21 protein-coding genes and 1 tRNA gene are annotated in these 23,575 nt (G+C 50.7%); 16 read left to right on the top strand and 6 right to left on the bottom strand.

Going from position 1 to position 23,575, the window contains the following annotated elements; translation table 11 throughout:
- Positions 1-15 precede the first annotated feature (15 nt).
- Entirely contained in the window at positions 16-1,473 is a 1,458-nt protein-coding gene (locus tag HZA49_08710; GenBank protein ID MBI5779520.1) for an insulinase family protein, read from the top strand.
- A gap of 29 nt (positions 1,474-1,502) precedes the next feature.
- Here HZA49_08710 and HZA49_08705 read toward each other — a convergent pair whose 3' ends face one another.
- Both HZA49_08705 and HZA49_08700 read right to left on the bottom strand, forming a co-directional pair.
- The gene (locus tag HZA49_08705) at positions 1,503-1,943 is read right to left on the bottom strand and encodes an LEA type 2 family protein (protein MBI5779519.1); all 441 of its coding nucleotides are present in this window, start codon (positions 1,941-1,943) and stop codon (positions 1,503-1,505) included.
- 8 nt (positions 1,944-1,951) lie between these two features.
- Positions 1,952-2,878 (bottom strand): hypothetical protein, encoded by a 927-nt coding sequence (locus HZA49_08700; protein ID MBI5779518.1) that lies wholly within the window; start codon positions 2,876-2,878, stop codon positions 1,952-1,954.
- A gap of 204 nt (positions 2,879-3,082) precedes the next feature.
- Between HZA49_08700 and HZA49_08695 the strand changes: the two genes are divergently transcribed.
- From HZA49_08695 to purL, 15 genes are all read left to right on the top strand, one after another.
- On the top strand, positions 3,083-7,018 hold the full coding sequence (locus HZA49_08695) for a tetratricopeptide repeat protein (GenBank protein ID MBI5779517.1): 3,936 nt from the start codon (positions 3,083-3,085) through the stop codon (positions 7,016-7,018).
- Positions 7,019-7,307: 289 nt separating this feature from the next.
- Entirely contained in the window at positions 7,308-7,904 is a 597-nt protein-coding gene (locus HZA49_08690; protein ID MBI5779516.1) for an isoprenylcysteine carboxylmethyltransferase family protein, read from the top strand.
- Positions 7,889-8,533, top strand: a complete 645-nt coding sequence (locus HZA49_08685) for a hypothetical protein (protein MBI5779515.1) — start codon at positions 7,889-7,891, stop codon at positions 8,531-8,533. Before HZA49_08690 ends, HZA49_08685 begins: the two co-directional genes overlap by 16 nt.
- Before the next feature lie 9 nt (positions 8,534-8,542).
- On the top strand, positions 8,543-9,217 hold the full coding sequence (locus HZA49_08680; GenBank protein ID MBI5779514.1) for an isoprenylcysteine carboxylmethyltransferase family protein: 675 nt from the start codon (positions 8,543-8,545) through the stop codon (positions 9,215-9,217).
- Positions 9,196-10,548, top strand: coding sequence for a cobalamin B12-binding domain-containing protein (locus HZA49_08675; GenBank protein ID MBI5779513.1), 1,353 nt, complete (start codon positions 9,196-9,198; stop codon positions 10,546-10,548). The genes HZA49_08680 and HZA49_08675 overlap by 22 nt, the downstream gene beginning before the upstream one ends.
- Before the next feature lie 89 nt (positions 10,549-10,637).
- Positions 10,638-11,795, top strand: coding sequence for a sodium ion-translocating decarboxylase subunit beta (locus HZA49_08670; protein ID MBI5779512.1), 1,158 nt, complete (start codon positions 10,638-10,640; stop codon positions 11,793-11,795).
- 16 nt (positions 11,796-11,811) lie between these two features.
- Positions 11,812-11,982 carry a hypothetical protein gene (locus HZA49_08665; protein MBI5779511.1) on the top strand — a complete coding sequence of 57 codons (171 nt, stop codon included), beginning with the start codon at positions 11,812-11,814 and terminating at the stop codon, positions 11,980-11,982.
- A gap of 213 nt (positions 11,983-12,195) precedes the next feature.
- Positions 12,196-12,408 (top strand): hypothetical protein, encoded by a 213-nt coding sequence (locus tag HZA49_08660; GenBank protein ID MBI5779510.1) that lies wholly within the window; start codon positions 12,196-12,198, stop codon positions 12,406-12,408.
- Positions 12,409-12,533: 125 nt separating this feature from the next.
- Positions 12,534-13,100, top strand: a complete 567-nt coding sequence (locus HZA49_08655; protein MBI5779509.1) for a LemA family protein — start codon at positions 12,534-12,536, stop codon at positions 13,098-13,100.
- A 74-nt stretch (positions 13,101-13,174) separates the two neighbouring features.
- Positions 13,175-13,828 (top strand): hypothetical protein, encoded by a 654-nt coding sequence (locus HZA49_08650; protein ID MBI5779508.1) that lies wholly within the window; start codon positions 13,175-13,177, stop codon positions 13,826-13,828.
- Positions 13,829-13,838: 10 nt separating this feature from the next.
- Positions 13,839-14,396: a LemA family protein gene (locus HZA49_08645; protein ID MBI5779507.1), complete on the top strand. Its 558-nt coding sequence runs from the start codon at positions 13,839-13,841 to the stop codon at positions 14,394-14,396.
- 1 nt (position 14,397) lies between these two features.
- The gene (locus HZA49_08640) at positions 14,398-15,024 is read left to right on the top strand and encodes a hypothetical protein (protein MBI5779506.1); all 627 of its coding nucleotides are present in this window, start codon (positions 14,398-14,400) and stop codon (positions 15,022-15,024) included.
- A 15-nt stretch (positions 15,025-15,039) separates the two neighbouring features.
- On the top strand, positions 15,040-15,753 hold the full coding sequence (locus HZA49_08635; protein MBI5779505.1) for a hypothetical protein: 714 nt from the start codon (positions 15,040-15,042) through the stop codon (positions 15,751-15,753).
- 62 nt (positions 15,754-15,815) lie between these two features.
- Positions 15,816-16,787 (top strand): M48 family metallopeptidase, encoded by a 972-nt coding sequence (locus HZA49_08630; protein ID MBI5779504.1) that lies wholly within the window; start codon positions 15,816-15,818, stop codon positions 16,785-16,787.
- A gap of 680 nt (positions 16,788-17,467) precedes the next feature.
- The gene (gene purL, locus HZA49_08625) at positions 17,468-20,404 is read left to right on the top strand and encodes a phosphoribosylformylglycinamidine synthase subunit PurL (protein ID MBI5779503.1); all 2,937 of its coding nucleotides are present in this window, start codon (positions 17,468-17,470) and stop codon (positions 20,402-20,404) included.
- Between the two features lie 4 nt (positions 20,405-20,408).
- On the opposite strand, the gene HZA49_08620 is transcribed toward purL, so the two are convergent.
- The 4 genes from HZA49_08620 to HZA49_08605 all read right to left on the bottom strand — a co-directional run bounded on the left by HZA49_08620 (position 20,409) and on the right by HZA49_08605 (position 23,546).
- Positions 20,409-21,275 carry a hypothetical protein gene (locus tag HZA49_08620; GenBank protein ID MBI5779502.1) on the bottom strand — a complete coding sequence of 289 codons (867 nt, stop codon included), beginning with the start codon at positions 21,273-21,275 and terminating at the stop codon, positions 20,409-20,411.
- 150 nt (positions 21,276-21,425) lie between these two features.
- A tRNA-Cys gene (locus tag HZA49_08615) sits at positions 21,426-21,497 on the bottom strand.
- Positions 21,498-21,604: 107 nt separating this feature from the next.
- Positions 21,605-22,693 carry a CofH family radical SAM protein gene (locus HZA49_08610; protein ID MBI5779501.1) on the bottom strand — a complete coding sequence of 363 codons (1,089 nt, stop codon included), beginning with the start codon at positions 22,691-22,693 and terminating at the stop codon, positions 21,605-21,607.
- Between the two features lie 49 nt (positions 22,694-22,742).
- On the bottom strand, positions 22,743-23,546 hold the full coding sequence (locus HZA49_08605) for a PHP domain-containing protein (protein MBI5779500.1): 804 nt from the start codon (positions 23,544-23,546) through the stop codon (positions 22,743-22,745).
- Between the last annotated feature and the right edge of the window lie 29 nt (positions 23,547-23,575).

The raw sequence follows: 23,575 nt of genomic DNA, 5'->3' as shown, positions 1-23,575 counted from the left end.
GATGAAAGGAAATCTATGTTAAAGCGCGTATTACTATTAGGATTATTCTTGCTTATGATCGGTTGCTCTAACAGTCCTAACTTGGACATCCACAAACCAACGCCAAAATCATCCAAGGTGGCGCATCCGGACCAACTCACCTTCCCGGCCCTGGAGGTGAAAATCCCCAAGCCGGACCGGACCGTGCTGTCCAACGGATTAATTACCTATCTGCTGGAGGACAATGAACTGCCCCTGATTACCATTAAAGTATTGATTCGCAATGGCGCGGTCCAGGACGAGCCCGGCAAGTCCGGCACAGCCAATCTGGTGGCCCGGCTGATGCGCACCGGTGGCACCGCCAAATACCCAGCCGAGACGCTGGACGAGAAACTGGAATTTATGTCCGCCGAATTATCCGTCTCAGCCTATTACGAGGAGGTGGATTTGAAATTCTCGTTTCTGAACCGTGATTTGTCTGAATGTCTGGACATCCTCAATGAAATCCTGTTCAATCCAGCATTCCCAGAGGACAAGTTAGAAAAGGAAAAGGCCCGGATTCTGGAATCCATCCGCCGTCAGAACGACGAACCCAGCGCCATTGCCGGCCGGGAATTCCGGAAACTCGTCTATCCAAACCATCCCTTCGGTAATGAGATACAGGGCACTACCGAGACCCTGGCCAATATCAATGTTTCCGACCTCATGAAATTCCATAGAGAATACTTCGATATTTCCAAGATGCTGATTGGCGTAGTTGGCAATATGAAAAAAAATGATATGATAGCGCGATTGACTGATGCCTTTAAGGAAGTCCGTTTACAAACACCGAAACACTGGTTCCCGAACAAGCCCTTATCGCGCACCTTCTCCAAATCCGTCAACCTGATTAACAAAGAGGTCAATCAGTCCGTGATTGAAATCGGGCATCTGGGCATCGAGCGGCTGAACCCGGACTATTTCAAGATAATCATGATGAATGCCATCCTGGGCGGCTCGTCGGTCTCCCGGCTCTACGACCAGATTCGGGAACAGCGCGGACTGGCCTATGACGTAGGCTCCTATTTCACCCTGTCCAGAGATACCGGGATGTTCGTTGCCTACACCCCGACCAAGAACGAATCCGTGGCCCAGGTCATCTCCATCATCCTGGCCGAGATAAAGAATATACAGACCAACCTGGTGGGCGAAGAGGAATTGAAGAACACCAAGGAAGGCACCCTGAACGGATTTGTCTTCAGGTTTGAGAACCCGGTTCGGGTGGTGGAGCAATATATGTATATAGAACATATCGGCCTGCCGGACAACTATCTGCCCACCTATCGAGATAATATCATGAAGGTCACCCGGGAAGACATCCGCGAGGCGGCCAAGAAATATCTCAATCCGGAGGATTACATCCTGCTGGTAGTCGGCGACAGCAAGAAGTTTGATAAGCCGTTGAGCGAATTCGGCACGGTTAATGAGATTAAATTGGAAAAGAGCCCAGAATAAAGTAACAAGAATGCTTTAGTATAGAAATCCTAACTCTTCTTCTCGAACGGGAATGCAATGTCGCCGAAAATTGTGCTGAAATAAACGTTGCCTTTGAACCGATACTGCGGTTTTTCGCCTTTCTTGATGTCCTTGTAGATCTTATACGCGCCGGTATAGTCAATGTGAAATATCAGTTCCACGTTCTCGGATGTTCCGATCTTTATCTCCCGCTTCTGCTCGTTGACGCTCTTGCCGACATAGTTGTCATTAATCCAGATATCCACATCCAGCTTGTCCAGAATTACGTCTATCCGGTTGGGGTTATAGATATCCACGGTCAGTTTCAGGGTCAGGGAGGTCAGGCCGATGTTTTCTATCCGGGCGTTCTTGATAGCAAAGTCGCAGTTCTTGAGTTCCTTGCGCCGGTCCACGAATCCGCTACAGGCCGTGGAGAAAACAAATATCACAGAGAATAACAGAAGAAACATCCGCGTTTTCATAAGCGCTCCAACGGGCAGGTCATGCAATGCGGGCCGCCCTTGCCTTTAATCAACTCGCTACCCGGGAAGGTAATAACCTGACCGCCCCGTTTTCTGATCTCTTTTTCCACTCGCTTGTTGCCTTCGTAGCCGACCAGTTTGCGGGGCCCGACCTGGATATAGTTAGCCGCGCAGTTACAGCCCTCTTCATGGGTTATTTCAATAATGTCCATCTTCTTTGATTTAAGATAGTCCATGAAATAGGTATATCTGGGCTTCCGACCTGAGCGATAGACCACGCAGGGATAACGATTGAGGTATTCAGGATTGGCAATAACAATATCCTCATCCACCGGCAGGAAATAGCCGTCAATATGCACCACGCCTTCAGGCATCATGATAAAAACAATCTCGTCCGCCCCGGTGCCAAGAATCAGGTCTTTAAGTTTGACCAGGGCGATTTCGTTGGCCCGGTCGCACAGGCCGGCCGCCAGGATCCGGTTCGTGATGAATTCAACGCCGCCGCCTTCTAATATACCGTCCGGCACCATTTCGCTCATGATTGGGATACGGAGTTTCTCAGCCACTTTTCGCACCAGATGGGTATCCCACTTACGGCACTTCATACCCATACTCATCAAAACAATACCCCTACCGATGGTCACGGCTAAATCACGGGTATATAACACATTGGGCCGCCGAGCGATGTAGGCCTGCGCATCCTTGTCATCCTTGAGAACTTCGCCAATAAGAACTGGCTCGACCCGGTAATCCCGCAAGGCTTTAAGGAAACAATCGTATTGATATTGGAATTTATCCAGGTTGACCGGCGAGGTAAAGGAGAAATATCCGGCGCTTTGTTTGGTGACCAGTTTGATTTCATCACCCGGCCGATGCATCAACACCCTCTTTAACGGCGCGTAACTGTTTTGTATCAACTGCATATCCCAAATATACATCCTGTTGCCGGGCAGTCAACCATTTTTCGCTGCAGAAGAAAGATTAAACCATAGGTTTCGTTGATTACACCAATTACAGTTTGTATGAAAAATCTGTGCCTATCTGTGAACACCGCAGTAACCGCGTTAGCGAAATCTGTGGTTACTAAGTTTCTTGTATCAGTAACATTTCTATGTTATATATTTTATATGGGCATAGAGAACCTAAACATAAGGGAATTCCAAAACGCGGATGATTTCCGCGCCTGGTGGAACAGCCCGGAGACAATCCAATTCCGGGAGCAGAATCCGGAACAAGCGGCTCAATTAAAAGACCACCCTTATCTCAAACCCTGGGCAAGCCATCTGGACCGAACGGTTCTCTTGTCCGAGACGCCGGCCGAGACAATTACGCCCAGCGATATCGGCGAGATTTTCGGCAGATACCAGTTGGAGAAAAAACTGGGCCAAGGTGGGATGGGCATCGTGTACCTGGCCAATGACCCTGTGCTGAACCGCAAGGTGGCCTTGAAGATTATGACCCTGGAAGGCATCGAGGCCACCAGCCGGTTCATCCGCGAGGTCAGGACCTCGGCCAAGCTGAAGCATCCTAATATCGTGCAAATCTACGAGGTCGGTACCCAGGGCAAATACCACTTTTTCACCATGGAATACGTGGATGGCGGCTCGATGGATGATTTGATAGCAGATAAGAAACTAACGCCCCGGGGCGCGGCTGAAATAATCTGCAATATCGCCTCGGCCCTCCATTACGCCAATTCCGAAGGCGTCATCCATCGCGATATCAAACCGTCCAATATCCTGATAGACAAAAACAACCGGGCCTTTCTGACAGATTTCGGATTAGCCAAGGAACAGTCCGGACTGGAACGTTCGCTGACCTTAAGCGGCAGCATCCTGGGCACGCCGGATTATATGTCGCCGGAACAGGCCCGGGGCGAGAAGGACAAAATCGGCGTCCGGAGCGATATCTTCTCGCTAGGCGCCACGCTGTATCATGGGCTGACCGGCGCCTCGCCGTTTAAGGACACAGACCTTTACCAGGTGTTGAACCGGGTGGTAACCAAAGACCCGGTGACGCCGACCAGCATAGTGCGCAACCTGCACCGCGACCTGGAAACGATTTGCCTGAAATGCCTGGAGAAAGAGCCGGACCGGCGCTACCAGACAGCGCAGGAATTAGTCAATGATTTGAAGCGGTTCTTTGAAGGCGAGGCCATCAATGCCCGGCCGATCGGCCGATTGACCAAGCTTATCCGAAAGGCCAAGCGGAACAAGGCCGCCAGTTTAGCAATTATCGGGGCAACGGTGATGTTGCTGACCGTGTCAACCTGGTTCCTGATTTCCTCGGCCCATACTAGGCACCAGATAGAAAACTACCGCCGGGATGCCCGCAATGCGTTTGCCACTAAGGATTACGAGACGACCATGGCATCGTGCAATAAAATATTAGCCCTTTCAAACGGCGATAAAGAAATCAATGATTTACTAAAAACCTGCGAGCAATACAAAGAGAAACGAAACGCGGCAGTAAAACTGATGGGTGCGCTGAGAATCGGTACCCTTAACCCGGACGAGAAGATAAGGATATGCCAGAAAGCCCTGGAGACAGACCCGTCGTTCGCCGAGGCCTGGCAGGAAAAGGGGTACATCTATAAATATGACAAGAAGGATTATGACCAGGCGTTTGAGTCGTTCAGCCGGGCCATCGAGGTTAATCCGCTGCTGGTGCCGCCCTATTATGAACGAGGCTATATCACCTCCGACATCCGCGGTAACAAACCCGGCGCTATCCCGGATTTCAAAAAGGTGGTGGAACTAGCGCCCGAGAGTTATTACGGATATTACGCCCGGGGGCTGATTGAAATGAACACCGGTAATTTCCCGGCAGCGCTGGTTGACTTTAATAAATCCATTGAACTCTACCCTGATTTGGCGGACGGTTATTACCACCGCGCCTTTACATTTTTCAAGCAGGGGGAAACAGGCAAGTCCATCGCCGATTATACCAGGGCAATAGAACTCAGGGTTAACGACGTCCTGTCGTATTATGAACGAGGCCTGGTCTATCTGCATATGGGCGAATTTAACCGGGCCATGGCTGATTTTGACAGGGCGCTAGAACTCAAGCCTGATTATACGCCGGTTTATAAAGACCGGGCGAGTTATTACCGCCAGCAGGGACTTTTTGACAAGGCGATTGCAGATTACACCAAGGCCATAGAATTCGAGCCAGAAGAAGAAGCCTACGCCGGCCGGGCCGGCGTTTATTTTGAAAGGGGCAATTACACGCTGGCCCTGGCTGACTGGAATGAAGCGATAAAGTTAAGCCCGGCCGACGCTTCATTTTATAAATATCGGGCAAATATTTATTATGTAACCGGTAATTTTAAGCGGTCAATTGCCGACTGGACCAGGATTATAGAACTCAAGCCAAACAACGCCGGGCTTTATATTGAACGCGGGTTTGTTTTCATCAAGATGAATGATTTTGACAATGCCATCAATGACTACACCAAGGCCATAGAAATCAACAAGGATTCAAAGGACGCATATTATTACCGCGCCGGGTTATACACCAGCAAAGGCAAACTGGAACAAGCGATTACCGATTACACCCGATCAATAGAACTGGGCTTTAATACGCAGGAGTCATACTATGAACGGGCTGGAACTTATACCAGAAAGGGCGACCCTGAACAGGCGATTGCCGATTATACCAAGGTCATAGAACTCAAACCTGATTGTGCGGACGCTTATGTGGAACGCGGCAATATCTTTGCCCATAAAAAAGAGTTTGCTAGGGCGATTGCCGATATGACCACGGCGATAAAGATAAAACCAGACTTTGCAGAGGCCTACAAATGGCTGGGCGACGCATATTATTATACGGGCGATAACGCCCGGGCGCTGGCCGATTACACCAGGGCCATAGAACTCAAGCCTAATTATCCGGACGCTTACAGCGCCCGGTCTCTGATTTATTATGACCAGGGCAAGACAGAGCAGTGCCTGAGCGATTCCGGCCGGGCCATTGAATTAAACCCGAATGATACCTACGTCTATTGCCGGCGTGGGTTGATATATGTAACTCAAGGTAATTTTGACCGGGCGATTACTGATTTCACCAAGGCCATCTCATTGGCCCCGGAAGACGCCAACCTCTATTATAACCGGGCTAACGCCTATTACAGCAACGGCAACCTGGACCGCGCCGATGCCGACTATAATAAAACAATCGATCTCAAGCCGGATTATGAGAGAGCCTATTTGGGGCGCGGCAACATTTATTTTTATAAAAACAATTATGGCCGGGCAATAGCGGACTTTAACAAAGCCACGGAATTAAAACCGGATTGCGCAGAAGCCTATTTCAATCGCGGAGAGGTTTATTACCGGAAAAAAGATTTCACCAGGGCCATGGCTGATTTTGACAGGGCGATAGAACTCAACCCGGATTTTGTTATCGCCTATAAAAAGCGCGGGCATCTCTATTACGATAAGGGCGAGAAAGACCCGGCCCTAAGTGATTTCAGCATGGCAATAAAATTAGTCCCCAACGACATAGATTCGTACAATATGAGAGGAGTTATCTATCTGAACAAGAAATCCTTCGACCTGGCCATCAGCGACTTTACCACAGCCATATCATTGTATCCGACCGACGCCGTTTTATACTGCAACCGGGGCGGGGCTTATTATCAAAGCGGAAATCATAAATCGGCCCTGACTGACTTTAATAAAGCCCTAGAACTGAGGCCGGGTTATGACAGCGTCCATAAACAACGCGGCCGCCTATATTATGACAGGGGTGAAAAAGCGCTGGCCATTAACGACCTGAGCGCGGCAATAAAATCAAGTCCCAATGACCTCGAGGTATATAATCAACGGGGGATCGTTTATATGAGCGACAGACAATTTGACCGGGCCGTCGGCGATTTCAGCAAGGCGATATTATTATCCCCGAATGATGCCACGCCATATCACAACCGGGCCAATGCCTATGCGAATTTGGGCAGATATACCGAGGCCATCAAGGATGGCGAGACAGCCCTTAAGATAAACCCAAACTATCCTGAAATACAAAGGCTAATTGAAGAATGGAAGAAACAATTACCTAAATAACAATTTTATACGAGCCATTTTCATTACCCGGGCCGGCAATTAATACCGCCTTTAACAGAGCGTAACTGTTTTGCGTTTGCGCAACCAAATATACCATCCCGTTTACTTCAGGCAACCAATCATTTCTTGTCTTACTGTTGTTTTATGCTATATAAGTCAGGTAAACATATTACAGAAAAGACCGGATAAAATAACCATCTGAAAAGTTTGCGGTTCATCCTGTCAGTTAGTAGGATAATAGAGGAAAACCGGGGTGGCCAGTATTAGTGAAATATTTTAGACCGTATTTATGAATCTTAAGAAGCGACTCCAGAAGGTCAATCAGCGATTCCTGTTCGTGCTCCTGACCGCCGGGGTGTTGATATATTTGTCCGAACCGTCCCTGCCGGCCACCAAGAGCGGGGTATCTTACCTGCCCTATCTTATCAGCGGGCTGGCTCTGATAACATTTGGTGAAATTCTGCGCATCTGGGCCACCGGGCATCTGGAGAAGAACAAGAACCTGACCACCAGCGGTCCGTACGGCTATATCAAGAATCCGATGTATGCCGGCTCTTTTGTTATCCTGATGGGATTCAATATGCTGGCCATAAACCCGTATATCCTCTATATCATATTAGTGGAACTGGTGGCCTTTATGCTGGTGTATATCCCGACCAAGCGCCGGATAGAAAGCACCCGGCTGATAGAAAAGTTCGGTCCGGCCTACGCGGATTACGACAAGAATGTTCCGGATTATATCCCGCGCCGGTTAACATCCTACAAGTCCGGCGCGCCAAAATCGTGGACCTGGCGGGTATTCTGGGAAAATCAGGAGGTCCAGGTCGGATTTGCCGTCCTGGTCGGCACGGTCGCGATTATAATTAAATTATGGATGCCATACTGAAACCGCAAATTCTTGAAGTCATCAAGGATAAATCCATCCTGACCCCGGCTGTAAAATTAATCCTGCATAAAGGCAAAAAGGTCATCTGGAAGGATTATTCAGACCGGCCGGTCTGGGTGAGAAAAACCTGGGGAGACGTGATGGTTAATAATGAGTTTGCCATCCTGGGCCGGCTTCAGGGCATCAGAGGCATTCCCGACGCCATTCGCAAGACCCATAACGGTTTATTAATCGAATATATTGAAGGCAAATTCCTTAATAAGTTTAAAGAAGGTGAATTGCCTTATGCGATAATCAGAAAATTAGAAGTCCTGATTGCGGAAATCCATAAGCGCTGCGTGGTGCATCTTGATTTGGCCCAGCGGAAAAACATTCTGATTACGGCTGATTTTACACCCTATATCATTGACTTTGCCAACGCCCTGTATCTCAGGCCCGCGGTCTCACTTTCACGTGTATTCTTTGATTATCTCCGCCTGATTGACAAGGGCAGTTTATTGAAGTTCAAGAACCGCTATTTCCCGGACAAAATGACGGCCGAGGAAAAGAAGTATCTCAAGCGGTTCTGGGCCATCAGGAAATGGTGGTTTTTCAGCCCCAAGACCTTCAGGGCCAGAGACAAGGTGTAATTATTTATTATGCTAAAAATACGAACCCGGTTGCGCGCCATATTCATCATCATTCTTCTGGTCTGGGCCTATCCGGATATTAATTCCATTCTCATCGGCAGCATTCCCATCATCATCGGCCAGATTATTCATTTCATATCGGCCGGCTACCTGGTCAAACAGGAAAAGCTCATCACGGCCGGACCGTATCGTTTTGTCCGCAACCCGTTTTATGTGGGCAGTTTCCTGGTCGATGTCGGGCTGTGCTTGGTCACGCGCAACATCTACGTGGCGGCCGTTTACCTACCGATATTTTACCTGATAGTCATTAACTGGCGGGTAGGAAAAGAAGAGGGTTTCCTGAGAACCCAATTCGGCGCCAGATACGACGAATACTGCCGGCTGGTCCCGCGCATCATACCGCGCTTATGGCCGGCCCGGCTGGCCGAGCCGTTCGGCCGGTTTGATTGGAACCTGATATTGAAATACCGCGAGCAGTGGCGTTTATTGCGTATCTTCGGCCTGATTGTATTCTTCTATCTCCGAACCATCGCCCCGCTTAACATCTCAAGGATACCAGACACCATTGACGCCCTGATAAAATATCCTAACCTGCCTTTTACCATTATCCTTTTATTCGTCCTGGCTGCCCCGCCGATTTATGAATTCATTCTTAAGCCGATATGGAAAACCCTAAGAAAATAATCCTGGTCAATCCCTGGATACACGATTTTTCGGCTTATGATTTATGGCTCAAGCCTTTGGGGCTGCTTTATATCGCCTCGCATCTGAAAAATCACGGCTTCAAGGTGCAATTGATTGACTGCCTTAATTACAACAACATACCCAGGCCATACGGCTGCAGTAAATTCCATAGCGAAGAAATCGCCAAGCCCTGCCATTTTCAAAACATCCCGCGTAAATATAAAAGATACGGCATGCCGCCCGAGGTCTTCACGCAACTGCTTATGGCGATAGACGACACCTCGCCCGATGACCCGCCGACTCTTATCGGCGTGACCTCTATGATGACCTACTGGCATCAGGGCGCTTCCGAAACCATTAAATATATCAAGCAGGTCTTTGCCGATACGCCCGTAGTTCTGGGTGGCGTCTATGCCACGCTTTGCTATGAACACGCGCTCAAGAATTCCGGCGCTGATTATGTCATTGCCGGGCTAGGCGAGGAGGCAATGCTCGATATCGCCCGCAAACTTACGCATCCCAATCTAACAGCTCACCAGTCAACTGATTACCCCGCCTACCATTTATATAGCAATCCCCAGAGCATCGCCATGCTCACCTCGCGTGGGTGCCCATTCAACTGCTCTTACTGCGCAGCCGGAGCGGAGTCCCGACTTAATCGGGGCGCATCTTCGTCACTTAACGCCAACTTCACCCAGCGACCGCCAGATGAAGTGGTTGACGAGATAGAACATTACCTAAACCACCTGGGTGTAACCGACATCGCCTTTTATGATGACGCCCTGCTGGTCAATACCGAATCCCATATCCATCCTATCCTTGACGGCATCATCCGGCGCGGGCTGAATAAGAAACTGAGATTCCATACGCCCAACGGGCTGCATATCAGGTATATTGACAAACCGCTGGCCCAAAAACTCTATCAGGCAAACTTCAAAACCATCCGCCTGGGTTTTGAGGGTATGGACGAGCCTAAGGCCTCGCCCGAACAACTCGCCACCGTGATTGCCTATCTAAAAGAAGCCTGGTTCACCTCAGAGAATATCGGGGTCTATGTCCTGATGGGTCTGCCCGGCCAAGGCTTGGACAAGATAGACCGGTCCATAGAATTTGTTCATCGCTGCGGCGCGCAGGTCAGAATGGCCCAGTATTCTCCGGTGCCGGGCAGCGCCGACTTCGTCAAATTACTCACTCAATACCCGGAACTTCTTGCCGAGCCGCTGCTGCATAACAAATCCGTTTACTACTGCCACGACCACGGCCGGCGATTCAATGAATTCGAAGCCCTCAAGCTTAAGGCTAAAGAACTTAATGCCGATATTACAGGATGATTATTGCCATGGTTATTCCTTGACAAAATCTCCCGGCGAAACTATAAATAGCACGGTTTTTCCCTGAAAGAAAACAGAAAGAACGTATTATGCAAAGCAACAGCATTATCGACATGATTAACAACATCATCCAGCAGACCGGGATACTGCATATGAACTGGCAATATCCGGTCATGTGGTGCATCGGACTGCTATTCATCTATTTAGCTATTGTCAAAAAGTTCGAGCCGCTGCTACTGCTGCCCATCGGCTTCGGCATCTTCCTGGTCAATTTCCCGCTCACGCCCCTGATGGGGGTTTCGGAAAACGGGCAAAGGGAGCTCCTGCAGGTTTTTTACCATTACGGCATTGAGATGTCCGAGCTCATTCCCTGCGTGATATTCCTGGGCTTGGGCGCCATGACCGACTTCGGCCCGCTGATTTCCAACCCCAAGACCATGCTGGTCGGGGCTGGGGCTCAGTTGGGCGTATTTGTCACCTTTATCGGCTCGATTGTCCTGGGCGGATTCACCCTGCAGCAGGCCGCATCTATCGGCATCATCGGCGGCGCGGACGGCCCGACCACCATCTACCTGACCCAGAAACTGGCCCCGGAACTCTTGGGCACCAATGCCCTGGCCGCCTATTCCTACATGGCCCTGGTGCCGCTGATCCAACCGCCCATTATGCGACTGCTGACCACCAAAAAAGAGAAGCTGATTGTCATGCGCCAGATGCGCCCGGTCTCCAAAACGGAAAAAATTATCTTCCCGCTTTTGGCCACTACCCTGATTTCCATCCTGGTGCCGGCAGTCATGCCGCTGATGGGCATGTTTATGTTCGGCAACCTGATGAAGGAAAGCGGCGCGGTCAGCCGGCTGACCGACACGGCCCAGAACGCCCTGATGAATATCGTCACCATCTTCCTGGGCATCTCGGTCGGCGCCACCATGCAGGCGGAAAAGTTCCTGACCAAGGCCCCGCTCCTAGTATTCGGCTTGGGCATCATTGATTTCGCGGTCTGCACGGCCGGCGGCATCCTGACCGTCAAGGTAATGAACCTGTTCCTGAAACCAGAGAACCGGATGAACCCGCTCATCGGCTCGGCCGGCGTTTCGGCCGTGCCCATGTCAGCCCGGGTCGCGCAGGTGGTCGGCCAGCAATATAACCCCAAGAACTTCCTGATTATGCATGCCATGGGGCCGAACCTAGCCGGCGTCATCGGCACGGCCGCCGCGGCCGGTATGTTTATCGCCATGTTCAAATAAAAGAAAGGCCGGGAAAATGAATCCTGACGGAACCATTGATTGGATTTACGTCTTTGCCACCCTGGGCATCCGATTTGTCGGCGTGTTTATCATTCTGGGCGTCCTCCAGCTTGGGCTGACCATTACCAGCAAGATTGTCGGCATGATTATTTCAGCCAAACAATCTGCCAACCCGGCCCTGAAATAGCCAAGAGTGCACTTTGTTACACAATGTACAGAAATGAACGCCTCGCAGGCAATCAGAAACACCGACCTACAATCTATGCAGGTAATTTTCTTGTTATAACATCAGTATCTAAATAGGTTATTTATCTAATCGGGAAAATACCCCTTATTTCTTCACTTTGGCACGCTTTTTGCTATAAGTATATCAAACACCCTGTAACAAAGGAGGCATGCTATGGAATTCGCGTTAACCGGCATAATATTAGTCGTATTCCTGGCTGTCGTCGCCTGGTCTCTGGTTTGGAAGGGCATTGCCCTGTGGAAATGCGGCCGGAATAACCAGCTGGGCTGGTTTGTTTCCATTCTTATTATCAATACGCTTGGTATTCTGGAGATTATCTACCTGCTCTGGTTCCAGCGTAAACAACCGGAGGAAACGAAAAAATAACCTGCGACCGGATTTGGCGGATGAATCCGATTGCATATAACATCTTAAATCCGCTGAATTATTCCCGGTAAAAACTATCGGGATAAGACTCCCCGCCGTTGGCGGGGACTTAAAAGGAGGAATTTATGTGGTATCTGATAGGCGCTGGTATTCTGGCTGTCATTGTGTTACTGTGGCTGGTGGTTACCTATAATGGGCTGGTGGCCCTGCGCAATATCGTCAAGAACGCCTGGTCCCAGATTGACGTCCAACTGAAACGCCGCTACGACCTGATACCCAACCTGGTCGAAGCGGTCAAGGGCTATGCCAAGCACGAGAACACCACGTTTGAAAATATCGCCAAGGCGCGTTCGGCCTGCATGCAGGCGTCCGCCGCCGGCAAGGTCGGCGAATTAGCCCAGGCCGAAGGATTCCTGACCCAGGCGCTGAAAGGCTTGCTGGCCGTGGCTGAGGCCTATCCGGAACTCAAGGCCAACCAGAATTTCCTGGCCCTGCAGGAGGAACTGACCACCACTGAGAATAAAATCTCATTTGCCCGGCAATTCTATAACGATAACGTGATGGGATTCAACAACAAGATTCAGATGTTCCCGTCCAATATCGTAGCCGGCGTATTCGGCTTCAAGTCGTCGGAATTCTTTAACATCGATGCCACGCCTCAGGAACGCCAGGCGCCCAAGGTCCAGTTCTAACAGCGATCTGCCGGTTCGCCGGTTATTTATCTATCTGGCCGGACCGGCAGGCGTATTGGTTCGTTGATACGCTAATGAATACCTTCTTTTTTGTCGTAGTGGCTCTTGCCGTCGTTGCGTTTATAGCCCTGAACTATTTCCTTGAACGTAAACGGCGGGCTGAGATGGCCCAAATAGCCGCCCAATTGGGACTTACTTATTATGAGGGCAAAAGCGAGGCGTATTACGACCTGCCTTTATTTAGTAAGGGGCATTCACAAAAAATATCCAATACTATGAGCGGCAGCAAAAATGGCTGCCATATCGCCATGTTTGATTATACCTATACCACCGGTTCCGGCAAAAGCCGGCAGGTTCATAACAACTCGGTTTGCGTGCTCGGAGTTCCCCAACATTTTAAACCTCTCTTTATTAGGCCGGAAAACTTCCTAGACAAAATCGCCGGCGCCATCGGGTTCGACGATATCGACTTTGAATCCAGGGAATTCAGCAGCCGGTTCTACGTGAAGTCAAACGACAAGAAGTTTGCCTACGATATCGTCCATCCGCAGATGATGAACTTCCTGCTATCCAGCCGAAAAACACCCGTAATAGAAATAGGCGGAACCCATATCGGATGCTATTATACCGGCAAAGTAAAACCGAACGGTTATTTGGATCTTTATAAGTTTGCCAATGAATTTTATGCGAACATCCCTGATTACGTCATAAGGGATTGCGCAACATAGGAGGAAAAACATGGAATTATTAATCGTATTCGCCGTTATTATTGTTGTCTGCCTGATAATCTTTATCGTCATTTATAACGCCCTGGTCGGGCTGAAGAACCACATCCACGAATCCTGGGCTGATATCGATATCCAACTCAAACGGCGCTACGACCTGATACCCAACCTGGTCACTACGGTCAAAGGCTACGCCGCGCACGAAAAGGTCACCTTTGAGCAGATTACAGAAGCGCGTAACCGGGCCTTCAATAATAACGGCAGATATGCCAGCCAAGCCGCGGACGAGAATCAGATGCTCGGCGCCCTCAAGACCCTTTTTGCCGTAGTCGAGCGCTATCCGGAATTAAAAGCCAACCAGAATTTTCTCAAACTCCAGCAGGAATTAGTTGACACCGAAGACAAAATTGCCGCTGCCCGCCGGTTCTTTAACGGCAACGTCCGCGATTATAACAATAAGGTCCAGATGTTCCCGTCAAATATTGTGGCCGGCATCTTCGGCTTCCAAAACGAGGATTTCTTCGAGGTGGAAGACGATACGGTCCGCAAGGCCGTAAAAATATCCATATAAAATGTTAACTAAAGTAAGTTTTAAGAATCAGCTCTGCCATATCTGCCTGCAGTCCTTCTCGCCGGTGCATCTGGTCCGGGTCAATAACCACGCCATTTGCCACGACTGCCAGAACCTGGTGGAATTGAGCGAAAGCAACCCGCCTCCGCCGGAGTCGATTCCCATGGCCGAACTTGATACCACCAAGCAGGAAAATATCGCCAAGATTATCGCCAGGGAAGGCGCGGTATTCATAGACAAGGTCAAGCAACTCAACGCCATCACGCCAGGGCTTGTCAGCGCCATCATCGCCCGGGTGGCCGTCTATCTGCCCGGGCTGCTTTACCTGGATACCCAGAACGAATGGTATCCGATCATCAGCGGCGTCATGACCGCTGACTTCGTCACCTGGGTTTTATTCAACACCATGCAACTACCCTTTATCAGCCGGGGCGCGGTCCTGGAATTCCTCATCTACGGCGGCATGACCTCGTTCCTGGTCAGCAAAGACCGCCTCTTGAATATCCCCTCTGAAGGCCCGCCCATGGCCTATGCCGCACTGGCCTTCCTGGGCGCCGGATTTGCCAAAACCGCTTATTGGGGGCTGAAGGTATTTATCTTTGACGATATGGAAGGGGAAGGTCCGTAGTAAACAAATTAATTTATGGATATTACTGAACTGGTTGCCCGGAAACGTAAGGAATCGCTCACCCAGGGTATTTTATTGACCTTGTTGGGATTGGTGTTTCTGGCCTTCGGCTTTATGGTTTTTAATGTCCTCTATTTTATCATGGGCCTATTCGTCCTGCCCCACATTAACCTTAATATCTTTAGTTGGCGGTCCTGGTATATCGGGGCCGGTATATTCATCGCCATACTTATTATTGATACCGTCAGACACCCCGAAGAACACTGGGTCAAGGTAAAATTTATCTTAGCCAGCGCATTCAAGAAGGAATCCGGCCCGGTGGTTCACGAGACATTTCCTTTATCTGATACCATTCTCTATCCTACCAGATTCGGCAAAGGCGTCTTCGGCGGCATGCCCTATATGACCAATATGAGCGACCCAACCAACTGGGCCAGCCAAATCAGCCGTTTTGCCAATCTTATCGGCAATCTCACCCTGGGTGGACCGCGTAAATTAAAAGAGGCCATCTCTTATTACCGGCTTTACGCCGGGCTCAATCAGGATATGGCGTCCCGGCTCAGCAAGTTCGTGAATAATTTGCAACAACAGGGCGGCGAATGTATTATGTCAGATTGCCCGCTGGCGGATTCGCAGATAATCCCACTGGCAATAGAATTAAATATCGTTTCCGTATTCAAGAAACTAAATAGCGAGGACTACGGCATCCGCCTTAGTAATCCCGGTTAAACAACGTGATTTAGCGGATTTATCCGATTAATCAGTTGAATCCTGTTGTAAAATAATTGTATATGAGTGCTAACATCTACGACCAGCAGAAACACAACCGCCGGGCCACCTGGCTGATAATGTTCCTGTTTATCCTGTTCTTCGCCTTTATCGGCATCGGATTTGACTATTTCTATAACCAGGGCTTGCCCATCGGCACGGCCATTGCGCTGGTCATCGGCATCATTTCGGTCATCGGCAGTTATTACAAGGGCGACCAGGTGGTGCTCTATTCCACCGGCGCCCGGCCCATTAATCCGCTGGAACTCAAAGAACGCCAGTTCCAGAACATCGTCGAAGAGGTCAAGATTGCCTCCGGACTGCCCATGCCCAAGGTCTATATCATCCCGGACCAGGACCCGAACGCCTTTGCCACCGGCCGGAATCCGGAACACGCCAGCATTGCCATCACCCAGGGCCTGTTGAACAAACTCAGCCGGGACGAACTCCAGGGCGTAGTGGCGCACGAGATGAGCCACGTCCGCAACTATGACATCCGGCTGGTCACCAGCGTAGCCGCCCTGGTCGGGGCGATTGTGCTCTTGTCCGACTGGTCCGGCCGGGCCATGAGATGGTCCAGCCGCGGCTCAGGCCGCTCGTCGTCATCATCCCGCAAATCCGGCGGTCCGGCCATGGCCATCCTCTTTGCCATCTGGCTGTTATTTATCATCCTGGCGCCGATAATCGCCCAGATGATGGCTATGGCCATATCAAGGAAACGGGAATACCTGGCTGACGCGTCCGGGGCCGAAATTATCAGGAATCCGGGCGCCCTGGCCAATGCCCTGCAGAAGATAGAAGAGGCGTCAGCCCCGACCATGTCCATCAAGCGGGGCGTGGCGCACCTGTGCATTGCCGACCCGTTGGGCAACTCATTCACCAACAAAGAGGGCTTTGTGGCCAACCTGATGGCCACCCATCCGCCCATGCGCGAGCGCATCTACCGGCTCAACAAAATGGCGTATTTATATCCGCCGAAAAAAGAAGCAGAATAGACCTAAACCAATGAGCGTATCGGTCCCCAAATTGCTATTTTCCCTGTTTTGCCTATCCATTTTGCCCCCTTCCAACTATAAAATAGCACCAGGGGGAGTCCCCCCACCCCCCTCCGCCTGTTACATCCCCATTCAATTCCTTAGGCACGGCATCTGTTGGGTAAAGGAATGGCATTTGATTACCGAACGAACGGCATCCGCCATACGAACAGGCGCCGTTTCTTGTAAGCTTACTAAGACAATAAGCATATAAGGGATGGCATCTCTTGGGCAAAGGAATGGCATTTGATTACCGAACGAACGGCATCCGAAATACGAACAGGCGCCGTTTCTTGTGAGCTTACTAAAACAATAAGCATATACGGAGTGCCGAATGTTGGCAACCCAGTCCATATCGGTTTATAAATGACTACGGTGCGTCTAAAAATCATAATGATAAGTCCCAAATGTATCAACAAACACGATATTTCCCCGCTCTTCAGGCCAGCCTAAGCGGGCCAGGCGGGATAAAATTCTCAGACGGCCTCCGGCATAGAGCTACCGCCTCCCGCCAGGGATAACTTACGGCGATGCGCCGTAAGTTTTCCGTGCGCCGCCTTCGGCGTACTCCGTTTCACGCTTCGCTTAGTTCTCTGCTCATTTTACTTGCCAATTCTACTGTCGCAATATAGATTTTCCTTATGCTCTACCAGATAGAAGTCGCTTTGAAGCCGCAACTGACTGACCCGGTCGGGAACGGCGTCCTGCACGATGTCCGTGATTTCGGCATCAAGACCATTTCCGACGTCCGATTCGCCTCGGTCTATGTCCTGGATGCGGAGCTGTCGCCCCACGAGGTGGAATCCATCGCCCAGCAAATCCTGGCCGACCAAACCGTGCATCAGTTTTCCTGCCAGAAACCCATGGAGTTATTTAAGAATTCGCTCCACGCGGTGGTGACGGTATTCCTCAAACCCGGGGTAATGGACCCGGTCGAGGCCAGCGCTTTAAAGGCCATCACTGACCTGGGTTACAGAATCAATTCGGTCCACACCGGCCGGAAATACTATCTCAAGGGCTCAATCAAGGAGCCGAACCTCAAGCGGCTGGCCGGCCGCATCTTCGCCAATCCGGTCATAGAGAATTTCTTCATCGGACACAAAACGCTGACCTCCATTCCCTCGGCCCCGCCCTATTCGTTCAAGCTGGAGACCATTACCCTGACCGATGCGCCGGACGAGGCGCTGATGAAAATCAGCAAGGAGCGGTGCCTGTCCCTGAATCTCAATGAGATGAAGACCGTCAGCGATTATTTCAAGTCGCAGAAACGCAACCCGACCGATATAGAACTGGAGACCATTGCCCAGACCTGGAGCGAGCATTGCAAACACAAGACGCTCAAAGGTCTGATTAAATATTCCGAGACCCAGCCGGACGGCACGGTTAAAACCCAGGTGATAGATAATCTCCTGAAGCAGACGGTGATGAAGGCGACCAACGAACTGGACAAGCCCTGGTGCATCTCGGTCTTCAAGGACAACGCCGGCATCATTGAGTTTGACAAGGCCAACGCGCTCTGTTTCAAGGTGGAGACGCATAACCATCCCTCAGCCATAGAGCCCTACGGCGGCGCCGGCACCGGCATCGGCGGCGTTATCCGGGACGTGATGGGCTGCGGCCTGGGCGCCAAGCCAATCTTGAATACCGATGTCTTTTGTTTCGCGCCGCCTGATTTCCCGGCCGATAAGGTGCCCAGGGGCGTGCTTCATCCCAAGCGCATATTCAAAGGCGTGGTGGCCGGCGTGCGCGACTATGGCAACCGGATGGGCATCCCGACCGCCAACGGCGCACTATTCTTCGACGACCGGTATCTGGCCAATCCGCTGGTCTATTGCGGCACGGCCGGCATCATGCCCCGGACCAGGTGTTTCAAGCACGTCAATGAAGGCGACCTGATACTGGTGGCCGGCGGCCGGACCGGACGGGACGGCATCCACGGAGTGACCTTCGCCTCCATAGAACTGGACGAGAAGTCCGAGATGATATCATCCGGCGCGGTCCAGATCGGCAACGCCATCGAAGAAAAGAAGATGCTGGACGTGATTCTCAAGGCCCGGGATTTGGAATACTACACGGCCATTACGGATTGCGGCGGCGGCGGGCTGTCATCGGCCGTGGGCGAGATGGCCGAGGAGACCGGCGCCGTGGTGGAACTGGAAAAGATACCGCTTAAATACCAGGGGCTGTCATACACCGAAATCTGGATTTCCGAGGCCCAGGAACGGATGGTCATGTCGGTCCCGCCCAAACACGAGAAGGCCATCCTGGAATTATTCGCCAAGGAAAACGTAGAGGCCACCATCATCGGGCGGTTTACCGGCGACAAACGGCTGACCCTGAAATACCAGGGCAATACCGTAGCCAACCTGGAGATGGAATTCCTGCATAACGGATTGCCCAAGGTAGAACTGCAGGCCGAGTGGACAGTCAAACCAACTAAGGCAGGAGCAGTTAAAAAGAAGGTGAAATTGGGCCAGGCCCTGAAACAAATTCTGGGGATGCCCAATGTCTGTTCCAAGGAATGGGTCATCCGGCAATACGACCACGAGGTGCAAGGCGCCAGCGCCCTGAAATCCATGCAGGGCGTAAATAACGACGGACCGGGCGACGGGTGCGTCACCAGGCCGATGCCGGATTCACCCAGCTCCTGCGAGCAGGGGCTGGGTTCATACCGCGGGTTCGTCATTGCCAACGGGATGAGCCCGAAATTCGGCGACCTGGACCCTTATGCCATGGCCGCCTCGGCCATAGACGAGGCGTTGCGCAATATCGTGGCCTCAGGCGGCGACCCGGAACGGACCGCCATCCTGGATAATTTCTGCTGGGGCAATATCAATAATCCGGAACAATTAGGCGCCATTGTCAGAGCATCGCAGGCCTGTTATGATATCGCCAAGGTTTATGAGACGCCGTTTATCTCGGGCAAGGATTCGCTCAATAATGAATACCGGGTCTCGGCTAAGAAGACCATTTCCATTCCATACTCGCTCCTGATTTCAGCCATCTCGGTGATTGAAGATGTGCGTAAAGTCGTATCAATGGACCTCAAGGGCGCGGGCAACCTGATTTATAGCGTCGGGCTGACTAAGGACGAATTAGGCGGTTCACACTATTACGATTTGCTGGGCGTAAAGGGCGGCCGGGTGCCCCAAGTGGATACCACAGCCGGCAGGCAGATTATGCTAGCCGTATCCCAAGCCATAAAGACCGGGCTGGTGCGCGCCTGCCATGATTTATCCGAGGGCGGACTGGCGGTGGCGGCGGCCGAGATGGCATTTGCCGGAGAGGTCGGGATGGAGATAAACCTCAAAACAATGCCATATGAAATACAGGATACAGGATACAGGATGCAGGATGAGGTTATACTGTTTTCCGAATCCAATTCCAGATTCTTGGTGGAAGTCAAGCCGGAACACAAGGCGGAGTTTGAGAGCGTGCTGGCTGGCTGTGCTTATGGATTAATCGGCCAGACCGTCAAGCCGAAGAAACTTGTCATCAACGGCATTTCGGGCAAGGCCGTTATAAATGAAGACCTGGCGGATTTGAAGGAATCATGGCAGAAACCATTTAGGTGGTAACCAGTTATTCGCCGGCCGGATTTTCGGCAGGCGGTTCTTCTTCCGGGGCGGATTCAGGCGCCGGCTTTGATTCCTTTTTCTCCTCTTCCTGCTTTTTCTTCTGTTCCTCTTCGTATATCGGCCGGGCCTTTTTCCATATCTCGTATTTGTCCACGAATTCCTGTTCCTCGGCGGTCAGACCGACCTTCAGGCGGATATATTTGGTAATGAGTTCCGTGTATTTTTCCTCGCCCCAGCCTTTTTCCGGCAGGTATTTCCTGAAAAACTCCATATCGCCCTGTTTTCCCTTGAGTTCTATGGCCTTAAGCCAGTCCTGATAGTTTTCCATAAAAGCAGTTTCTTCAGACGTTCTCAGGAACGCGCTCTTGTCCGCAATCGCCTGGTAGGCTTTGCCATTCCATTTTTCGCCCTGGGGGAATTTATCAAGCAAACCAAGCAGTTCGTCGCCTTTTAGCTCCTTCTTTTCCGTCGGATTGGCCGGCTCGACCGGCTCTTCACCGCTTGGAGTTTTTCCCGGCAATTCGCGGGCCCGCTCTGATTCTTTCTTTTCCTTATCGGCGGCGATTTTATCCTTTTCCACCTTGCTAAGATTGGAACGGGTGACGATGGATTTGATATCCCGCGCCCGGAACGAGAAGCTGCCCTTGAGCACCGGATCGTCAAAAGAAATATCCACCTCTATCCGGTCATTGATAATCGATTTAATAGCGCCGGTGTAGGAAACATCGTTCTTAAGGGTAACGGTCACTCTCTCGCCGCGTCTCAAACCGGTAAATATATCCGAGTCCTGCTTGTTTTCGGCCCGGATAGAAAACGCCGCGGAGGTTGCCAGCGCCAGAAAGACAAGGATGAGGATTTTAGATTTTGTCATATAAATGTCCTTTCTTTAAGAATACCGTATTAATCCCGCACCAATCTTTCGGATAGGTGCGGTTTAAATCCCTGTAACTTGCCCTGCTCTAATCCCGCTAAGGCGGGATTAGAGCCAGTAAGTTGCTAACGCTCCTAACTGGCTCTAGAAAGGCGCGGGCGGGAGTTGCACCCGCGCATCACGGTTTTGCAAACCGTTCCCTTGCTACTTGGGTACCGCGCCATATTAAAACACCTAATCAATAATAACTATTCGCGGCATGGCAGACAAGGAATATTGGTATAAAATCACTGACACTGTTGTTTTTAACCGGGCGCGCCCGGCCTGCTTTAATGCTTGCGCTGGCGGGGCGTCTTGCCTATCTTGATTATCACCCGCTTAAGCTTAGCCGGCGAGATGCTCATTTCTTCCCTGGGCTTGAGATTCTTGATGGCCGTCTTGTCAAAATGGGTCTCACCCAGGTCATTGGCGCCGCTGTGCAGACTCTTGACCGCATTGTCCAGCCCGACCCTGAACCAGTTGGCCTGGATATTCTTGATGGTGTCGCCGAAGAAGATGCGGCTGATGGCGGCAATCTTCACTATCTGACTCTCGCCTCCGAAATAATCCTCGCGCCGGCCCCTTTTCAGAAGTTTCTCAAGAATAGACAACTTCTTCTCGTGCTCGCCGAAGGGCATCGGGGTAAATTCCGTAAAACCCTGGGTCTTTTTCTGGATGTCCCTAAGGATTTCCATATGCTCGGCGATATGAATCTCGTTTTCCAGATGCCCGAATAACATCATGGCCGAGGTCTTGATACCCAGGTTATGGGTGGTCTTGATGATATCAATCCATTCGGCCGTCTTAATCTTATCCGGGCAGATTTTCTTGCGGAGCTTGTCGTTGAGGATATCGGCATCAGCGCCGTGCAGACTGGTTAACCCGTTCTCTTTGAATTTCTTCAGGACCTCGGCCACGGTCTGCCTAGATTTCTTACCGATGAAGAATATCTCCAGGGGCGAAAACGCCTTGATACTCAGCGAGGGAAAATTCTTGGCAATCTTGGCCAGCATATCCGTATAATAATTAAACGGTAAAGAAGTGTTAACCCCGCCGTAGATACAGACCTCGTTGATGCCGGGCGTTTCCGACACCTTCTTCAGGATATCGTCTATCCCCAGGGTAAAACTGCCCTGCTCCTTCTTCTTGCGGTAGAACGAACAATACCGGCAGCTGTACCGGCAGATATTAGTGTAGCCGATATTCTTGCTGTGGGTGAAGCTGACCACGTCCCGGTGAATCCGCTTGTTAATCAGGTTGGCTGTTTCGTGGATTTCCTGGGCAAAGGACGGATAACTCTGCATCAGGATAACCGCTTCAATCGGGCTGATTTCCCGGCCTTCCAATGACGATTTGAGTATGATTTTAGGGTCTAGCATATCTTTATCTTTCTATTACGTAACTATCGGCTCTGGGCTATGAACTCCTTTAGCTAAAAAGATTAACAAACTTGTCGGTTATCTCCTCCTGATAAAACACCTTGTCCGGGAATATCTCACCTTCAAACCCGTGCCAGTCCGAGCCGGCGCTAATCAAGAGATTATGCTTCGCGGCCGTATCGGCGTAATAATGGGCAAAGGCCGTGGTCTTGCGGTAATTAAACGCCTCAATGCCGTCCAGCCCCCATTCCATAAAGGCCGGCAGAAAGCCCTCGAAGGACTTATGGGGCGGATGCGCCCAAACAGCTACGCCCTTGTTTTTGTGGATAATCTCTATCACCTCTTTTACCGGCGTCAGTAACTGCGGTATAATATTCAATTCATCTTTGAGGTATAACAAAAACGATTCCTTGACCGAAGCCGTATAACCCCGGGCCACCAGCAGGTTGGCCAGGTGATTGCGCCCGACACTTTCTCCCTTGTTAAATTCATTCAACTCGTCGTAGGACAGGTTGATGTTATGCTTGCGCAGGTTTCTCAATCCCTCCTTTATCCGATTAATCCGCTCGAACTGGGTATTGTTCAAAAAATCCCGCAAATCATCGCTCAGGCCGTCCTTAAAATAGCCCAGAATGTGCATCTCGTTTCCCGCGTGGTTGGCCGTGATTTCCGCCCCGCGGATTATCTTCAGACCGTTGGTTTCTATTCCGTCAATGTCCTGATACGCCCCGATGGTGTCATGGTCGGTCAGCGAAATCGCATCTAACCCGTTATCATGCGCCAATTTAACCACTGCTTCAGGCGAATAAATACCATCCGAGCAGGTCGTATGCAAATGCAGGTCTATCTTCATCTTAGCTCTTGAAATAGCACATTATAGCA

This window comes from Planctomycetota bacterium (assembly GCA_016235865.1).
Classification (GTDB): domain Bacteria; phylum Planctomycetota; class MHYJ01; order JACQXL01; family JACQXL01; genus JACRIK01.
This window is presented reverse-complemented; position numbering and strand designations above follow the sequence as displayed.

Excerpts from the sequence above, each read along its gene's own strand:
- HZA49_08710 (MBI5779520.1), top strand. The coding sequence starts at position 16 with ATGTTAAAGCGCGTATTACTATTAGGATTATTCTTGCTTATGATCGGT.
- HZA49_08705 (MBI5779519.1), bottom strand. The coding sequence starts at position 1,943 with ATGTTTCTTCTGTTATTCTCTGTGATATTTGTTTTCTCCACGGCCTGT.
- HZA49_08700 (MBI5779518.1), bottom strand. The coding sequence starts at position 2,878 with ATGCAGTTGATACAAAACAGTTACGCGCCGTTAAAGAGGGTGTTGATG.
- HZA49_08695 (MBI5779517.1), top strand. The coding sequence starts at position 3,083 with ATGGGCATAGAGAACCTAAACATAAGGGAATTCCAAAACGCGGATGAT.
- HZA49_08690 (MBI5779516.1), top strand. The coding sequence starts at position 7,308 with ATGAATCTTAAGAAGCGACTCCAGAAGGTCAATCAGCGATTCCTGTTC.
- HZA49_08685 (MBI5779515.1), top strand. The coding sequence starts at position 7,889 with ATGGATGCCATACTGAAACCGCAAATTCTTGAAGTCATCAAGGATAAA.
- HZA49_08680 (MBI5779514.1), top strand. The coding sequence starts at position 8,543 with ATGCTAAAAATACGAACCCGGTTGCGCGCCATATTCATCATCATTCTT.
- HZA49_08675 (MBI5779513.1), top strand. The coding sequence starts at position 9,196 with ATGGAAAACCCTAAGAAAATAATCCTGGTCAATCCCTGGATACACGAT.
- HZA49_08670 (MBI5779512.1), top strand. The coding sequence starts at position 10,638 with ATGCAAAGCAACAGCATTATCGACATGATTAACAACATCATCCAGCAG.
- HZA49_08665 (MBI5779511.1), top strand. The coding sequence starts at position 11,812 with ATGAATCCTGACGGAACCATTGATTGGATTTACGTCTTTGCCACCCTG.
- HZA49_08660 (MBI5779510.1), top strand. The coding sequence starts at position 12,196 with ATGGAATTCGCGTTAACCGGCATAATATTAGTCGTATTCCTGGCTGTC.
- HZA49_08655 (MBI5779509.1), top strand. The coding sequence starts at position 12,534 with ATGTGGTATCTGATAGGCGCTGGTATTCTGGCTGTCATTGTGTTACTG.
- HZA49_08650 (MBI5779508.1), top strand. The coding sequence starts at position 13,175 with ATGAATACCTTCTTTTTTGTCGTAGTGGCTCTTGCCGTCGTTGCGTTT.
- HZA49_08645 (MBI5779507.1), top strand. The coding sequence starts at position 13,839 with ATGGAATTATTAATCGTATTCGCCGTTATTATTGTTGTCTGCCTGATA.
- HZA49_08640 (MBI5779506.1), top strand. The coding sequence starts at position 14,398 with ATGTTAACTAAAGTAAGTTTTAAGAATCAGCTCTGCCATATCTGCCTG.
- HZA49_08635 (MBI5779505.1), top strand. The coding sequence starts at position 15,040 with ATGGATATTACTGAACTGGTTGCCCGGAAACGTAAGGAATCGCTCACC.
- HZA49_08630 (MBI5779504.1), top strand. The coding sequence starts at position 15,816 with ATGAGTGCTAACATCTACGACCAGCAGAAACACAACCGCCGGGCCACC.
- purL (MBI5779503.1), top strand. The coding sequence starts at position 17,468 with ATGCTCTACCAGATAGAAGTCGCTTTGAAGCCGCAACTGACTGACCCG.
- HZA49_08620 (MBI5779502.1), bottom strand. The coding sequence starts at position 21,275 with ATGACAAAATCTAAAATCCTCATCCTTGTCTTTCTGGCGCTGGCAACC.
- HZA49_08610 (MBI5779501.1), bottom strand. The coding sequence starts at position 22,693 with ATGCTAGACCCTAAAATCATACTCAAATCGTCATTGGAAGGCCGGGAA.
- HZA49_08605 (MBI5779500.1), bottom strand. The coding sequence starts at position 23,546 with ATGAAGATAGACCTGCATTTGCATACGACCTGCTCGGATGGTATTTAT.